This window comes from Weizmannia acidilactici, assembly GCF_008974185.1.
Taxonomy (GTDB): domain Bacteria; phylum Bacillota; class Bacilli; order Bacillales; family Bacillaceae_C; genus Weizmannia; species Weizmannia acidilactici.
The window spans coordinates 48,573-63,563 of sequence record NZ_BKZP01000010.1; the positions used below are offsets into that span (position 1 = coordinate 48,573).

Consider the following 14,991-nt stretch of genomic DNA (forward strand, 5'->3'; position numbering starts at 1 on the left):
TCCCAAAACATGATTCTTTATATGGCTCCCTACGCTGGTATTATCCAGATCAGGTTAAAGGGTCGATGCCAAACCGCATCCTCTCAGCCAAACCGGCTCCCCTGCTCTTTTCCTATTCGGCTCTGTTCATCATCAATGCGGACCAAATCCTTCTGTTTATTATTGTAACATGAAATCCCGGTTGCACAACAAAAAATTGTTTACACCGTTTTCCCTGCTTTTTGCAGCATCTTGTCCAAGTATTTCAAAATCTCTTCGCGGTTGCCGCTTACCTTTGCTTCCCGCTCTTCGTCTTTTCTCAGCTTATTCGCCGCTTTTTGATAGACTTCTTCTTCTTTCTCCCGGGGCACGACAACAACCCCGTCCGCATCCCCGACAATGATATCCCCGGGGCGTACCGGTACGCCGCCGCAAGAGATTGGGACATTCACTTTGCCGTTTCCCGCCTTTCCGCCGGCTGCAACGGTTGTACCTTTTGCAAAGACCGGAAAATCCAACGCCAAAACTCCTTTAATATCGCGGATCACGCCGTCAACGACAACACCTTGGATGCCGAGCGTTTTCGCCATCCCGAGAACAAAATCACCGGCAATCGCCCGGTATAAATCGCCTTTTGAATCAATCACCAGCACATCCCCCGGTTTTGCTTCCCGTATTGCCTGAATCACCGCAAGATTATCCCCGACCGGCATTTTCACTGTAAAAGCCCGGCCGGCTAATCTAAAACCATCGTTTAAAGGCTTGATCTCCGGATCGAGGTTGTTCATTCCATTCATCGCATCGGATATGCAGGTTGTCGGCAAATGTAAAAACTGTTCAATCATCATCTCCATGTTCATGCTCCCTTTGTTTGATTATTCTTACTATATTGTACCGCGAAAAAACACCTTTGAAAATATTGTTTTGGCATCGGTTTCAAAAATTCAGATTTTCTTGCGTCCCAACCCAAAGTTCGGACTGTTCAATCGCACAGGACACATCAAACAGCCAGTGCTCATTTCCTTTTGGAGCAATCAACTGGACACCAATCGGAAGTCCGTCTGCCGTTAAATGGACAGGCACGCTGACAGCCGGCTGTCCGGTTAAATTCGCCAACTGTGTAAACGGGGAAAATGTCAGGCTCGGCTCAAACATTTCATAGACAAGGGCCTGCTGTTTTTCTTTCGGCAGGTCGGTAACCCGGAGCAGTTTTTCCCTTTCCTCCCAAGTTTGCGTCAGTTCCCCGATTTTCGGTGCCGAAAAAGCGGTGGCCGGCGTCATAAAAAGATCGTATGTTTGATGGAATTCGGCCATTTGTGCTGCGGCTGTGTCCCATTCGGCAAGGCTGCGTGCATATTCGGCGGCTGTTACATTTTTTCCGGCTTGATACAGCACCCATGAAACGATTTCCATGTCTTTTTCTGTAAGCAGGCGCCCCATTGCTTTTTCCAAGTCTATCATTTCAGCGGCCATTTCCCCGCAGTTCATCAAATAATAGTTTTCCATCAGCCGCCTGCCGTCCACACCGTTTTCCGCTTCTTCCACTTCATGCCCCTGCGTTTCAAGCCATTTGGCCGTTTCATAGACAGCCTGCTTTGCTTCGCGGCTGACGGGTGTTCCGACCGGGGATTCAACGGAGAAGGCGATCCGGTACTTCTTCACGCCGCTGCGTTCGATTTCTTGTAAATAACTGCCCGAAAAAAGCGGTGTTTGGAATGCGGCTTCCGGCTGGAACGTTTGCAGTACGTCAAGAAGCGCTGCGCTGTCCCTGACCGTCCGTGTAAGCACAAAATCAACCGCGGCACCCTGCCATTGCCGTCCCCTTCCCGGCCCGACCGGCGTCCGCCCCCTCGTCGGTTTTAATCCTATTAAACTCGTAAAAGAAGCCGGGATGCGGATGGAACCGCCGCCATCATTTCCACCTGCGACCGGCACCATTCCTGATGCGACGGCAGCCGCCCCGCCCCCGCTTGATCCGCCCGGCGAATGCCCGGGGTTCCACGGATTTCTTGCCGGCCCGTACAACTCGGGTTCCGTAATATTTTTCAGCCCGAATTCCGGCACATTCGTATGGCCGAGGATCAAAAAACCTGCTTCTCTTAATGTTGCCGTAAAATAGGAATCTTCCCTGGCGAGGTTTCCTTGCAGCAATTTCGAGCCGGATGCAAGGGGTTCATCTTTTACCGCCTGCGAAATATCCTTTAATAACACCGGTACTCCGGCAAACGGCTGTTGATCCAAATTGATCTGTTCTGCTTCCGCCCTTGCTTTTTCATAACGCGTCCGGATTACGGCATTCAAGCCCTGGTTTGTTTTTTCAATACGGTCGATTGCCGCTTCCAGCACTTCTTTTGCATCCACTTCTTTCCGCTTGATCAGTTGGGCCAGCCCAACGGCATCTTGGGAAAGGTAGACTGATTCTTCCATGGTTTTCCCTCCATTTTTCGCTTTCATTTCTATATTTGCCGAATTTTCTGTTCCTGTCAAAGTCTATGAAACCTGGTTACTCCTATTTCTACCGAGTAAAAGTCCAATATCATCTCAATGGAGAAAGATAGACGTATCAAAAAAGTTGTCGGCATTTCCCCAACTCTGCAGGATACGATTGATGCAGTGGACCGGTTAACCACAAAAGGCTACAGCAATTCCAATATTTCAGTCATTACGAATGGAAATGATACTGGTTAACTAGAAAACCGGACCGGCGCAATGTTGATCATTCGGCGACACTCCAAAAAGAACAAAACGGTTCGCTTTGGGATAAATCAAAGATTTCTTTACCACTGATTACTATTGGAAGATGGAAAAACAGATGTAGCTGTTGACGGTTCGGAAACGATTAAAGTGCCGATCGTAGAAGAACGGGTAGAAGTGACCAAAAAACCGGGGAAAACAGAAGAAATCGTCATCGGTAAACGCACTGTCGAAGATACTGAACATATATCTGAAACGGTGAAAAAAGAGGAAGCCCACGTCAGGCAAAAAGGGACAGGCAAAGTGGACAAAAGACAAACGGGTAATATTAAAGCAGCAAAACCAGCCCGGAAAGGAGAACCTTTCTAGGCTGGTTTATGTTCATTTATCCGGTGTGACCGGAAGAATCGTCTTGGCAATCGACCGGTCGAGCGCTTCAAACTCATCATAAGAAATGATGCCGTACAGTTCTTTCCTTGTCTGCATATCGGAAAGGGCATTTTTTTGCGTGCCTTCGTTTTTGATCTTTTCAAATACCCGTTCATATGCTTTTGCGGCGACGCGCAGCGATGTGACCGGATAAATGACCATCGCATAGCCCATATCCGCGAATTCTTCCGCGGTGTAATACGGGGTTCTGCCAAATTCTGTCATATTCGCGAGAAGTGGGGCTTTGATTTTTTCCACAAACATCCGGAATTCATCGGCAGATTGCAATGCTTCGGGGAAGATCGCATCCGCCCCTGCTTCTACATAGGCATTTGCACGCTCCAAAGCCTGTTCCACGCCTTCCACACCCCTTGCGTCCGTACGGGCAACGACAACAAGCGTCGGAGCCACTTCTTTCAGCGCCCTGATCTTTTCGCACATTTCCGACGCTTCAACAAGCTGTTTCCCGTTCAAATGGCCGCATTTTTTAGGCAGCTGCTGGTCTTCGATTTGCACGGCCGCAACCCCCACTTCAACCATTTCACGCGCTGTCCGGGCAACATTCAGCACACCTCCAAACCCGGTGTCAATATCGACAAGCACCGGGAGATCGGCCGCGCGCACAATATCACGCGCGCGCTCCGCCATTTCACTCGATGTGATCATGCCGAGATCCGGGATCCCTTTGCTGGCGGTATAAGCGGCGCCGGACAGGTAAAGCGCCTCAAAACCCGTATTTTTCGCAACCAATGCTGCCATTGCATCATGTGTGCCCGGGATTTGCAAAATGCCCGGCGCCTGCATCAGCTCTTTAAACCGCTTTGCAAGCACCTCCTGCGAAGACGGCTGATTGACAATCCAAACCATGGTGCAACACCCTTTCTACAAGGTAAATAGATTGACAAACTCATTCACGTTCATCTTTTCAAGCGTTTCCCCCTGCAGGCAAGCTGCTTTGATCCGTTCCTGCTGCTTGGCCGAATAATGGGTCGCCAGGTTATTCGAAAACTTGCAGATGATTTTCGGGATCGCTTCTTCCCTTCTGAAGCGGTGGCCGAGCGGATATTCAACCTCGACTTTTTCCGTGCTCGTGCCGTCTTTGAAAAAGACTTGCACTGCATTGGCGATTGAGCGCTTGTTCGGATCGAGGTAGTCGATGCTGTACTGTTTGTTTTCCACTACGCTCATTTTTTCCCTTAGTGCATCGATGCGCGGGTCTTTCGCTGCATCGTCTTCATAGTCATCGGCCGTAATATTGCCTTTGATCAAACCGACAGCCGTAACATACTGGATGCAGTGGTCGCGGTCGGCAGGGTTACGTAACGGACCTGTTTTGTCAATGATGCGGATCGCGGACTCATGCGTCGTGATCGTAATGCTCTGGATGTCATCCAGCCTTTCGGCGACCAGCGGATGGAGCTTTACCGCAGCTTCCGCAGCTGTCTGCGCATGGAACTCGGCAGGATACGATACTTTGAATAAAACATTTTCCATGACATAGGAGCCGAGCGGCCGTGCCAGTGTCAATTCTTTCCCTTTAAAGAGGACATCCTGGAAGCCCCAGCCCGGTGCGGACAACGGCGTGTTATAGCCCATTTCCCCTTTCATGGCGATGAGGGCAAGTGCAACGCCCCTGCTCGTCGCATCACCAGCTGCCCATGATTTGCGTGAACCGGTATTCGGCGCATGACGGTATGTGCGGAGAGGCGCATTATCAATCCAGGCATGGGAAACGGCGTTCATAATTTCTTCCAGTCCCCCGCCGAGCATTTTTGCCGTGACAGCGGCCGTTGCCACTTTAACAAATAATACATGGTCAAGCCCGATGCGGTTTAAGCTGTTTTCCAAAGCCAGCACACCCTGGATCTCATGGGCTTTAATCATAGCTTCGAGCACATCGCGCATCTTTAGTGGATCTTTCCCGTTTGCCACGCGTGTCCGGCTTACATAATCCGCGACTGCGAGGACGCCGCCCAAGTTATCGGAAGGATGGCCCCATTCCGCGGCAAGCCAAGTATCATTATAATCGAGCCAGCGGATCATGCAGCCGATATTGAACGCGCCCTGCACTGGATCGAGCACGTAGGAAGTACCCGGCACATGCGTCCCGTTCGGCACAATCGTTCCCGGCACAACCGGCCCGAGCATTTTTACGCATTCCGGGAACTGGAGGGCAAGGATACCGCAGCCGAGCGTGTCCAAAAGCCCGTAACGCGCTGTCTCAAAAGCTTCCGGACTTGTAATCTCCGTTTCATAAACATAACGTGCAATTTCTTCAACCAATGCATCTCTTTTATCAACTTTTTCATTTGCTGCTGTTGTACCGGCCATTTTTTGTTTTCCCCTTTCCTGCATGTTTAGTCGTTTGGATGCAAACCGCGTGGGCCTCTATAGTTTACACGTGGGCGGAACAAGCGGTTGTTTTCGTGCTGCTCCATCACGTGCGCACTTAGTCCGGCTGTCCTTGAACTGAAGAAAATCGGTGTATAAAGCGGGATCGGAATGCCGAGCATCCAATAAACAGGCGCGGCGTAGTAATCCAAATTAGGGAAAAGCCCTTTTTCCTGCGCCATGATTTTTTCGCCGACCTCGCACATTTCAAAGAGCGTATTGTCCCCTTTCGCCTCACTTAGTTCTTTTAACGCTTCTTTCATCATGAGGGCGCGCGGATCCATCTTTTTCATGTACACACGGTGGCCGAAGCCCATGACTTTTTCCTTGTTTTTCAGTTTTGTATACAGCAATTCTTCAAATTTTTCCACCGTGCCAGCTTCCTTCAGCATTTCCATGACTGCTTCGTTGGCACCGCCGTGCAGATGCCCCTTTAGCGAAGCCACTGCGCCTGTTAATGCGCCGTACAAGTCGGAAAGCGTGGATGCAATGACCCTTGCCGTAAAGGTGGAATTTGGCAGTTCATGCTCGCTGTACAGGACAAGGGAGCGGTCAAAAATCCTTTCTTCCATTTCGGACGGGACTTTCCCGGTGATCATGTACAAAAAGTTTGCGCTGTACGACAAATCCTGCCGCGGCTCGACCGTTTCTTCGCCGTTTAAAATATGGTAGCTGTTTGCGACGATATTCGGGACGTTTCCGAGCAAATGGTACGCACGGTTTAAATTCGACTCATGGGAGCGATCCAAAATATCTTTATCATAACCGGAAAGTGCTGAAACCCCTGTGCGGAGTGCGTCCATTGGATGAGTGGATTCCGGCAGCAGCTTTATCATTTCCATCACGGCTTCCGGAACGTGATAGTTTTTCTTCAAACTTTCTTCCAGCGCTTTTTTCTCGGCTTCATTCGGAAGCGAGCCTTCCATAAGCAAATGCACGATGTCTAAATAGCCTTTTGACTTTGACAATTCGATTAAGTCATACCCCTTTAAAACAATCTCACTTTCGACCGTGTCGAGAAAAGAGATTCCCGTTTCAACAGCGACAACACCTTCAAGCCCCGGGACAAATTGCATTGTATTTCCCATATCCATCCTCCGTTCAACAATTTGTCAAACTGTAAGCACTTACAGTTTGGTACAAAAAAAGATGCGCTGTTGCCAAAATCCCTGATGCCTTTCATAAAAAACATATCATAACATTTGCAAAATTACAACGTTCCGGGGGCTGCATCCGCTTTTTCCAGGTCAAAAAACCGCTGACAGGGGCAGCGGACCCGTTCCAGTACCGGATAAAAACAGCCGGCGTTTATTATCTGGTTCCACGACAAACATGCCGTCTCAGGCAGATAAAAAAAGACAAGTTTCAACCTGTCTTCATATAAAAAACTATTTCTTTTTAAATTTAAACAGATGCTTCAAGCCGCGTTTCACAACCTGAAAGAAACTTAATGATTTAACCATATGATTTGGGTCAACGTATTCACGAATCGCTCTTAAAACTTTTTTTGGATCCCTGGAAGAAAAAGTAAACATCCCGTTTCGCTTCGTTTTAATCGCAAAACGGGGAATCCATTTTCCTCTGAACATGACGGATGCGATCACGTAATCCACTTCTTCCCACGGAATTTGAATAAATTTTCGTGCATCACGGTCATTGTAGAATTCAAATCCTTTATCTCCAATCATGATCTTACCATAATCTGCAAGTCCCATATGTGAGGTTGCATTCGTGACTAAATCGACTTTTGTGTTGATTGATTGGACCATTTGATCTACTCCATTTCTTACCTTTAATCATTATTTATTATAAAGCGGGTTAATGCTTTAAGCAAAAGATACCGGAAAAAGTGCTGGGCAGCCGCTAATACCGTATTCATCATAATTCGCTTCGTACCGTGTTTTCAGGACATATTTACAAGCCGGTTTCCACCATCCATTATTATTTGATTTTGAAAAAGCCCGGGCAAAAGCCCAGGCATTTTTTGTTACATCAAGTGGATTAAGTGGAAGACGATACCAACCACGAACAACCCGAGAATCATGATAATCGGAGATACTTTCTTTTTCAGCAACCACATGCAAAGAAGTGTTAACAGCAGTGCAGCCAGGCCAGGAATTAAGCTGTCCAAGTTGTCTTGTAAAGTTGTTACCTTCGTGGAATCCAATGAAAGTCCGGCAGCTTGTTGTTCCAGCGCGGATTTAATTCCCTGTGCTCCGGAAGGTAAATTATCCCAGTCAATATACGCGCCTTTATCGAGTTTAACTTTAGATACAATTGGCGTGAATTTTATCGATACCCAGCGGTTAACCAATGAACCCAGAATGAACATACCAAGAATAGATGCACCTTTTGTAATATCCTGAAGTATTCCGCCGGACAAGTCTTCCGTAATTCTGGAACCGGCTTTGTAACCAAATTCCTGTGTATACCACATGAATGCCATACGGATAATATTCCAAGCAACAAAGTAGATGATCGGGCCAAGGATGTTACCGGTAATTGCAAGAGAAGCTGCTAACGCACCAAGGATTGGTTTAACTGTGAACCAGAAAACCGGGTCCCCGATACCAGCCAAAGGCCCCATCATACCGACTTTAACCCCTTGAATGGCTACATCGTCAACCGGTGCCCCATTAGCACGTTCTTCTTCAAGTGCCAGCGTTACACCAATAATCGGTGAAGCAACGTAAGGGTGAGTATTAAAGAACTCCAGGTGACGTTGCAGTGCAGCAGCACGATCTTCTTTTGTTTTATATAATTTTTTGATGGCAGGAATCATTGTATATGCCCAGCCGCCGTTTTGCATACGTTCATAGTTCCAGGAACCTTGGATGAAAGTTGAACGCCACCATACAGAAATACGATCTCTTCTAGATAATTTTAATTCTTGAGCCATTTTCCTGTCCGCCTCCTTCTTAGTAATTGTCAATAATATCGCCTAACGGATCGCCGATGTTTGCGTTTCCGCCGCCATTACCTGAACCGCCTTGTTTCGAAAGCGCTAAATAGATGAGAGCGAGTGCGATACCGATACCGCCAAGACCGATAAGTGTGATCGAAGAAACAGTCGCTAATACAAAACCAATAATGAAGAACGGCCATACTTCCCGTGTCGCCATCATGTTAATAACCATTGCATAACCAACGGCTACGACCATGCCCCCGCCGATGGATAAACCGTCTGTCAGCCAGGTTGGCATTGCTTCAAGCAAGCCTCTAACCGGTCCTGCACCAATCGCCAGAATTAATGCAGCCGGAATGGCAATACGCAAACCTTGCATGCAGATCGCAACGATGTGCCAGAATTCAACTTTGCCGATACTTCCTTCTTTCGCTGCAGCATCCATAAAGTGTACAAATGCTGTTGCAATTGTACGGCAGATGATGGTCAATAACAAACCTGCAACGGCAAGCGGAACGGCAATTGCAATTGCTGAAGATACACCGGCTTTACCTGCCCCGCTTAAAACTAAAATAATTGCTGATGCAACAGATGCCAGTGCAGCATCTGGCGCTACGGCAGCCCCGATGTTTGCCCAACCTAAAGCGATCATTTGAAGCGTACCGCCCAGGATAACACATGGTACTAAGTTTCCTGTAACTAGGCCTATTAACGTACAGGCAATAATTGGTTGGTGGAAGTGGAATTCATCCAAAATGCCTTCCATACCAGCTAAAAATGCTACGATAAAGACTAGTATCATTTGGACAATATTCAAATCCATAATTATTATTCCTCCCTTTTCTCCTGATGATCAGGATTTATTTTGTTTGTTTAACTCTTCTTGAGCTCTCCTGATAATTTCGTCCATGTCGCCTTTTGAATCACTCGGCACTTTACGCACATCGAAATTCACACCAAGCTGTTTTAACTTGTTGAATGTGTCGATATCATCCTGGCTGAAGGCCAGTACTTTATTCGGCTGAACTTTACCAGGCGAGTGTGCCATGGAACCGACGTTGATGGTCTTCAATGGAACGCCGCCTTCAACCGCTCTGAGCGCATCCTGCGGGTTTTCAAAAAGAAGCAGTGCGCGCTGGCCGCCGAAGTGCTGATCATCTTTTGCAAGTTCGATCATTTTAGCGACAGGAACAACGTGTGCTTTTACACCAGGAGGCGCAGCCTGCTGGATTAATTTCTTACGAAGATCATCTTTCGCAACTGCATCCGATACAACAATGATCCGTGTAGGCCGTGTTGTTTTTGTCCAGGCAGTTGCGACTTGTCCGTGAAGCAGACGGGAGTCGATCCGTGCCAGTACGTATTCAAACTTACCAGGAGCGCCTACATTGGACGGACCTGCAGCAGCTTTAGCAGCTGGTGCTGCCGGTTCCAGACTTTCCGGTCTTACTTTAACCCCTTCTTTACCTGCGCCCAAAATATGCGCAGCAATTTCATGCGCTGTATTCATGGAGAAGCGCGATGCAAAAGCTTCTATTAACATTGGTAAATTTAAACCGGCAACGATTGCCCATTTGTCTTTATGTTCTTCAAACAAACTGTTCGCCTGATTGAACGGAGTTCCACCCCAAAGATCGACTAAGAATAATACTTCATCCTGGTTGTCGAAAGAGGCGATTGCTTCTTTCATTTTTGTCTTTACATCATCAGGTCCTTCGCTCGGCATTAATGTAACGGCTTTTACATTTTCCTGTTCCCCGAAAATCATTGATCCGGATTGCAGGATACCATTGGCAAATTCACCGTGAGTAGCAATGATAATCCCTACCATCTTCTTACCTCCTTATAATTATTGTTACAGCTTAAAGAATCATATAAATAGTTATAAAAAAACCTGTAACCAAAATTCATTCATGCAGCAACTTTTCTTTTTTGATCAGTTGCATCAGATCCGTTTTCCGATCTGCAGGTACTTGGCGGATTTCAAGCTCGATCCCCAGATTGGCCAACTTTACAAAGGCTTGAACATCCTCATTATCCAGGGAAATAAAATTTGTGACCATCTTTTTGCCTTCAGAAAAACGCATCCCGCCGATATTAACCGATTTTAAATGAACACCTGCGAGGACTACTTCCAGTACATCTTGTGGTGAAGCAAACAACAACATAATCTTCGTCCCGTCAAACAGTCCGCTTTGATCGATATCAATCAGTTTTTGTTTCGTAATGACGTGGGATTTGATGCTTGGTGGTGTAGCTTGTTTCAATAGAAACTTTCGCAACTCATCATGGGCGGCTTCATCACTGACCACTAAAATTCGTTCGATTCCCGTTGCCTTCGACCAGGCAGTAGCAAGCTGGCCATGAATCAAACGGTCATCAATACGAGTGAGTCGTATATCCATTCTCATCCCACCTCCAACTGTAAGCCTGTTCACTACTGAACTTTTTCTTGAAGGCCTCGGCGGATTTTCTCCGGCTTTCCATCAAGGGATAATACCGACAAGTCGGATCAAGCGATTTTCTTTATCTCATTTTCCGCCATAAGGTAGAAAAAATTCTTCTGCAAATTTTGTTGATTTACCTCTTTTGCTTTTCTGCCTTTTTATAATGCAAGATGCGTGCCAACTTTTGAGTATCAATGTCGAATCTTGACGTATAAGCGTTTTCTGAAAAACCTTTCATGCTTATAATACACAAACACCCTTTTTAATACACATTAAAAATGTATTTCATCTTTCATTTTTATTACTGTATTAAAAAAGCCCGCGATATCATTTTGATACTTTGATCTTAAACATGTATTCTGTATCGCAAACAAACGATTTCCGGCATCTGTTGAAAAAAGAAATTCCTGGCAAGTTCCTGTTCTTTTTTGACGATAATCGAGTAGGAGGAGGTGACTAGCCCCCGTCCTCTCACACCACCGTACGTACGGTTCCGTATACGGCGGTTCAATCAAATAAATGACGCTTGTCACAATACTTTTCATACAGGCTTTTCAGTCCTTGGTGATTTCAGTAGGAGTTACCAAGGGTTTTGTGTAATATTGGACTTTTAGAAATTCGCCAATATGCTTTCCTTGAGTTTCCCCCTCAATGACCCATTTGTATCCTCTTTCAATAAACCTGTTCTGGCTCCACCCTCTTGAGGTCCCTCATGGAATTCACCACTACTTTCCTCAAGTAAGTCCACTACGGATTGTCTGTGTCATTGCCATACAGAATTTCCAGACGAAAACTTCTCTTTGATTGTTCAGTCCTTCCAAAACGGGAGCGACCCGTATTGTACTATGACCTCTGCTGACTTCTGACTGTTCAATAACCTATCACTAGGCTAGTTACCAACTTAGTCGGCGTACCAGTCAGACCTCCCTGGGTAAGACTGCACTCTTTCCTCCACCTATCTGCCTCATTTACTCTGTATCACCTTTGGCAGTATGGACTTTACTTTGTTCGGCAAGCTCATCCAATGATACCTAGCCTTGTATGAGGTTCGTGTTCCTCAAGAATCGGAGGTTTGCCGCTCGCTTCCTTCAGATTCCGCATCACTACGGACACCCTTGCGTTAGGCTATCGCTACTACTGCCTTCGCGATTCGGGACTTTCACCCTATAGAGTGCAGCCACGCCAGGCGCACTAAAAAAGCCTGTAAACAGCAGTTTTCCTCTGTTTACAGGCAAAAATCACTGCACACCCGCCGTCTGCCGGGAGGATAAATTGTCGATCATATCGACAATATAATACAGTTCATCATCCGAAAGCTTCAGTTTCAGCTGGTCTTCAAAAATTTTCGCTGCTTTTTTATAACTTTCTTTCTTCTCTTCTTTTTCCGGGGTAATTTCATTTTTATAAATGAGTCCGGCATGTGTGACCACTCTTTCCAGCGCACATCCGATATGAATATTCATATTGATTTTCGAAGCGTTATTAAACGGCCTTTCGGCAAGCCTTTCAATAGAAGATACAAACTCCGTTATTGCGCCGACCACTTTTTTTGGATTTAAAAATGTTAAAAATTCATTCAGGCTTTCTTCCGTCATTTCACGCACCATTGCCGGAGACCTTGGCGGCGTCTGCAGCAGCTGCTGATTTTGGATGAGATGCATAACCTGTGCTTCCCCGTCGCCCATAAACAAGGCCTCTACCGGAATAAACGGGGCATGTACTTTCGGATCGACAATTCCGACGGTTAGAAGAATGTCATACTTATGCATATACGTTTCTTTTTTATCTTCAACTTCATTAATCTGCAGCGGAATCACGGTTATGTCGCTTCTGCCGATGTTTTTGAGCAATTGCTCGACAAGCTGTTTCAGTTTTTCCGCCGTCCCTTCCCCGGTTGAGCAGACGGAAAGGATGGCCGGCGGTTTTTGCGGCTGCCTTGTTTCCTCTGTTTTCTGCTCCACCTGGTAAGATCCGTAGCCGCGGAAATCTTTTAACGACTCGTAAATATCTTCAAGGTCCATTTCCATAATGGTCGCTTTGCGGATCGCCTCAATGACAAGCGCCGTTGTGACCATATCGATTGTCCGTGTTTTGATGCCCGTTTCCTGTGTAATAATATCGCCAAAACCAGTCAGAGACCCCATATCGACAAGCAGCAGCACGCCTTTTCCCATGTCAATTTCTTTCACCCGTTTTTTCATTTCTTCCAACACATATTTTGGGCTCATATCAAGCGGCATATCGATGCTGTCGACGTTTGATTCGCCAAGCAGGCTCTTTACCACGCTCACCATACTGCTTGCTGTGCTGCTCCCGTGGGCGGCAACAAGAATGGCGACCTGTTCGGCTTTTTGGTCGTCCAAAAGTGACGTGAGCAGGATCGTCAAGTACATTGCTTCTTTAACCGGCACATGGACGCGGTACCTTTTTTCGATCATTTTGCAAATGTCAAGAGACAACTGGTACTCTTCCGGGCGGTCATTGATCACATTTTCGATATTTGTATAATTGGCGACCTGCTGGTTTTTCACCCGCTTCAGGAAAGAAGTCAAATGCAGGCTGAACGCAAACAGAAAGCGGTCATTGACTTTGCGTTTCAGCCGTTTTTCCACAATTTCCTGCACTTCCTCGCTGAAATCAAGAATATCTTCACTCACGATTTTTAAAATTTTCTCGCGGTTCAGTGCATTGCTGGAAAACTTATTGTAAAACTTATTCAAGTGGATATCAATATCCAGTTTTAAAAACCGGTTGATGTCTTCATCCGAAACATCCTGATCCATCATAAAGCTGACTTTATCCCCGATAATATTGTATAAGTTGAAATCGGGTTCATAAGGGTCCTCTTCAAAGAGCGCCTTGTTTTCCCCTTCCGGATACACTGTCAAATACGAATCAATCAACTCCGACAGTTCCTGAATTTCCTGCCGCTTCCTACTCAAATAGAAAAAGCCGTTTTTCAGTTCGGAAGGCAGGTCTTTAAAGTTGATAGTAATGACATCATCGTTCAGGCAATGCAAAAATCCGTTGGCGCACACAAGCTGGATGTTCGATTTCAGTTGCCCGACATTTCCGTATGAAGTATTCCCGATTAAAGCTTTCATCGATTCCGCATCAATCTTAATCGGCTTTTGGACGCGATTTGCTTCGATAGCAAGCAGGAACTTCAGGATTTCGATTTTATCTTTTGCAGGCCGCTCTTCAAAGGACGGAATCCGGATCAGGATCGGAATCCGCCGGACAAATGTTTTTAATAATGAAGAATCCGGATCTTCCGTTGTCGCCCCGATAATCAGGACATTCGCTTTCCGGTTCCGTTCCGTTTCCCCAAGCTTCGCATACGTCCCTGTATCCATAAAATAAAACAACATTTCCTGGCCTTCAGGCGGGAGCCGGTGAATTTCATCAAGGAACAGCATGCCGCCGTCCGCTTTTGTGACAAGGCCGTCTTTTTCACTGTCAGCCCCCGTAAACGCACCCTTGGTATGGCCGAAAATATGGGAAAGCAAAAGCTGCGGGTTATTTGCGTAATCTGCGCAGTTAAACACGATAAATTGAGCATCTTCATCCATAAACGGCGCCGAAGATTTTGCATAATTAAACATCATATTGGCAAACAGCGTTTTCCCGACACCGGTCTGCCCGACAATTAACGTATGGAGACCGTGCGGCGGATACAGGACCGCTGCCTTCGCCTGTTCAACCTGCACTTTTAAGCTTGTTTTTGAACCGATTAGGTCATCAAAAGGATTCGGCTCTTCCGAAGCATCCGCATTTCCCTTTGCAGCGGGCCTTATTGTTGGAGATTGAAAGCTTAAAAGCTCGTTCATATTTTCATATTCATGCTGGTCATCCGGCAGTTTGCACCCCAGCAGTTTTTCGATGCTGCTTTTGACCAAATAATGCACCGGCCGGCCTTTAATTTTGATGATGGAGTTTTGCCGCAGCAGTTTATTGAGTTCCGCGCTGACATTATTCCTTAAAATATCAAGATCGTTGGCAATATCAGAAGCTGTAAACCCTTCCATGTGGACAAAGTCATCCAGCGTTTTTCCTTCTGACTGCTCAACCAGGTAGGCATAGATCCGATCAATACGCTTCATGGTCCCACCTCAATTCAATTTTTATCCGTACTGTATCTTTATA

The 14,991-nt window shown here is 46.4% G+C and carries 12 protein-coding genes, 2 pseudogenes and 1 riboswitch; of the genes and pseudogenes, 2 read left to right on the forward strand and 12 right to left on the reverse strand.

Going from position 1 to position 14,991, the window contains the following annotated elements:
* Positions 1-9: 9 nt before the first annotated feature.
* A riboswitch (TPP riboswitch) is annotated at positions 10-113 on the reverse strand.
* An 87-nt stretch (positions 114-200) separates the two neighbouring features.
* Positions 201-833: an RraA family protein gene (locus BpJC4_RS06235; RefSeq protein ID WP_151681257.1), complete on the reverse strand. Its 633-nt coding sequence runs from the start codon at positions 831-833 to the stop codon at positions 201-203.
* Positions 834-915: 82 nt separating this feature from the next.
* On the reverse strand, positions 916-2,406 hold the full coding sequence (locus BpJC4_RS06240) for an amidase (RefSeq protein WP_151681258.1): 1,491 nt from the start codon (positions 2,404-2,406) through the stop codon (positions 916-918).
* A 117-nt stretch (positions 2,407-2,523) separates the two neighbouring features.
* On the opposite strand from BpJC4_RS06240, the gene BpJC4_RS17070 reads away from it, so the two are divergent.
* Positions 2,524-2,667: a general stress protein gene (locus tag BpJC4_RS17070; protein ID WP_172967534.1), complete on the forward strand. Its 144-nt coding sequence runs from the start codon at positions 2,524-2,526 to the stop codon at positions 2,665-2,667.
* Between the two features lie 105 nt (positions 2,668-2,772).
* A pseudogene (locus BpJC4_RS17075) lies at positions 2,773-3,042 on the forward strand (YsnF/AvaK domain-containing protein); the annotation flags it as partial.
* Between the two features lie 12 nt (positions 3,043-3,054).
* Here BpJC4_RS17075 and prpB read toward each other — a convergent pair.
* The 10 genes and pseudogenes from prpB to BpJC4_RS06295 all read right to left on the reverse strand — a co-directional run bounded on the left by prpB (position 3,055) and on the right by BpJC4_RS06295 (position 14,948).
* Positions 3,055-3,969 carry a methylisocitrate lyase gene (gene prpB, locus BpJC4_RS06250; RefSeq protein ID WP_151681260.1) on the reverse strand — a complete coding sequence of 305 codons (915 nt, stop codon included), beginning with the start codon at positions 3,967-3,969 and terminating at the stop codon, positions 3,055-3,057.
* A 15-nt stretch (positions 3,970-3,984) separates the two neighbouring features.
* Entirely contained in the window at positions 3,985-5,433 is a 1,449-nt protein-coding gene (gene prpD, locus BpJC4_RS06255) for a 2-methylcitrate dehydratase (protein ID WP_151697660.1), read from the reverse strand.
* 26 nt (positions 5,434-5,459) lie between these two features.
* Positions 5,460-6,581: a citrate synthase gene (gene mmgD / locus BpJC4_RS06260; protein WP_151681262.1), complete on the reverse strand. Its 1,122-nt coding sequence runs from the start codon at positions 6,579-6,581 to the stop codon at positions 5,460-5,462.
* A 300-nt stretch (positions 6,582-6,881) separates the two neighbouring features.
* Positions 6,882-7,262, reverse strand: a complete 381-nt coding sequence (locus tag BpJC4_RS06265; RefSeq protein ID WP_151681263.1) for a DUF956 family protein — start codon at positions 7,260-7,262, stop codon at positions 6,882-6,884.
* Positions 7,263-7,480: 218 nt separating this feature from the next.
* Positions 7,481-8,392 (reverse strand): PTS system mannose/fructose/sorbose family transporter subunit IID, encoded by a 912-nt coding sequence (locus BpJC4_RS06270; protein ID WP_151681264.1) that lies wholly within the window; start codon positions 8,390-8,392, stop codon positions 7,481-7,483.
* 19 nt (positions 8,393-8,411) lie between these two features.
* Positions 8,412-9,221, reverse strand: coding sequence for a PTS mannose/fructose/sorbose transporter subunit IIC (locus tag BpJC4_RS06275; RefSeq protein ID WP_151681265.1), 810 nt, complete (start codon positions 9,219-9,221; stop codon positions 8,412-8,414).
* A gap of 30 nt (positions 9,222-9,251) precedes the next feature.
* Positions 9,252-10,229, reverse strand: coding sequence for a mannose/fructose/sorbose PTS transporter subunit IIA (locus BpJC4_RS06280; protein WP_151697661.1), 978 nt, complete (start codon positions 10,227-10,229; stop codon positions 9,252-9,254).
* Between the two features lie 76 nt (positions 10,230-10,305).
* Positions 10,306-10,809, reverse strand: a complete 504-nt coding sequence (locus BpJC4_RS06285; protein WP_151697662.1) for a PTS sugar transporter subunit IIB — start codon at positions 10,807-10,809, stop codon at positions 10,306-10,308.
* A gap of 606 nt (positions 10,810-11,415) precedes the next feature.
* Positions 11,416-11,490: pseudogene (locus BpJC4_RS16515) on the reverse strand (group II intron maturase-specific domain-containing protein); the annotation flags it as partial.
* A 593-nt stretch (positions 11,491-12,083) separates the two neighbouring features.
* A complete protein-coding gene (locus BpJC4_RS06295; RefSeq protein WP_151697663.1) occupies positions 12,084-14,948 on the reverse strand; it encodes a sigma-54-dependent transcriptional regulator in 2,865 nt (954 codons plus the stop codon).
* Positions 14,949-14,991: the final 43 nt, after the last annotated feature.

What these genes read in the sequence shown, in the direction of transcription:
- BpJC4_RS06235 (WP_151681257.1), bottom strand. Translation starts at nt 833, where the DNA reads ATGGAGATGATGATTGAACAGTTTTTACATTTGCCGACAACCTGCATA.
- BpJC4_RS06240 (WP_151681258.1), bottom strand. Translation starts at nt 2,406, where the DNA reads ATGGAAGAATCAGTCTACCTTTCCCAAGATGCCGTTGGGCTGGCCCAA.
- BpJC4_RS17070 (WP_172967534.1), top strand. Translation starts at nt 2,524, where the DNA reads ATGGAGAAAGATAGACGTATCAAAAAAGTTGTCGGCATTTCCCCAACT.
- prpB (WP_151681260.1), bottom strand. Translation starts at nt 3,969, where the DNA reads ATGGTTTGGATTGTCAATCAGCCGTCTTCGCAGGAGGTGCTTGCAAAG.
- prpD (WP_151697660.1), bottom strand. Translation starts at nt 5,433, where the DNA reads ATGGCCGGTACAACAGCAGCAAATGAAAAAGTTGATAAAAGAGATGCA.
- mmgD (WP_151681262.1), bottom strand. Translation starts at nt 6,581, where the DNA reads ATGGGAAATACAATGCAATTTGTCCCGGGGCTTGAAGGTGTTGTCGCT.
- BpJC4_RS06265 (WP_151681263.1), bottom strand. Translation starts at nt 7,262, where the DNA reads ATGGTCCAATCAATCAACACAAAAGTCGATTTAGTCACGAATGCAACC.
- BpJC4_RS06270 (WP_151681264.1), bottom strand. Translation starts at nt 8,392, where the DNA reads ATGGCTCAAGAATTAAAATTATCTAGAAGAGATCGTATTTCTGTATGG.
- BpJC4_RS06275 (WP_151681265.1), bottom strand. Translation starts at nt 9,221, where the DNA reads ATGGATTTGAATATTGTCCAAATGATACTAGTCTTTATCGTAGCATTT.
- BpJC4_RS06280 (WP_151697661.1), bottom strand. Translation starts at nt 10,229, where the DNA reads ATGGTAGGGATTATCATTGCTACTCACGGTGAATTTGCCAATGGTATC.
- BpJC4_RS06285 (WP_151697662.1), bottom strand. Translation starts at nt 10,809, where the DNA reads ATGAGAATGGATATACGACTCACTCGTATTGATGACCGTTTGATTCAT.
- BpJC4_RS06295 (WP_151697663.1), bottom strand. Translation starts at nt 14,948, where the DNA reads ATGAAGCGTATTGATCGGATCTATGCCTACCTGGTTGAGCAGTCAGAA.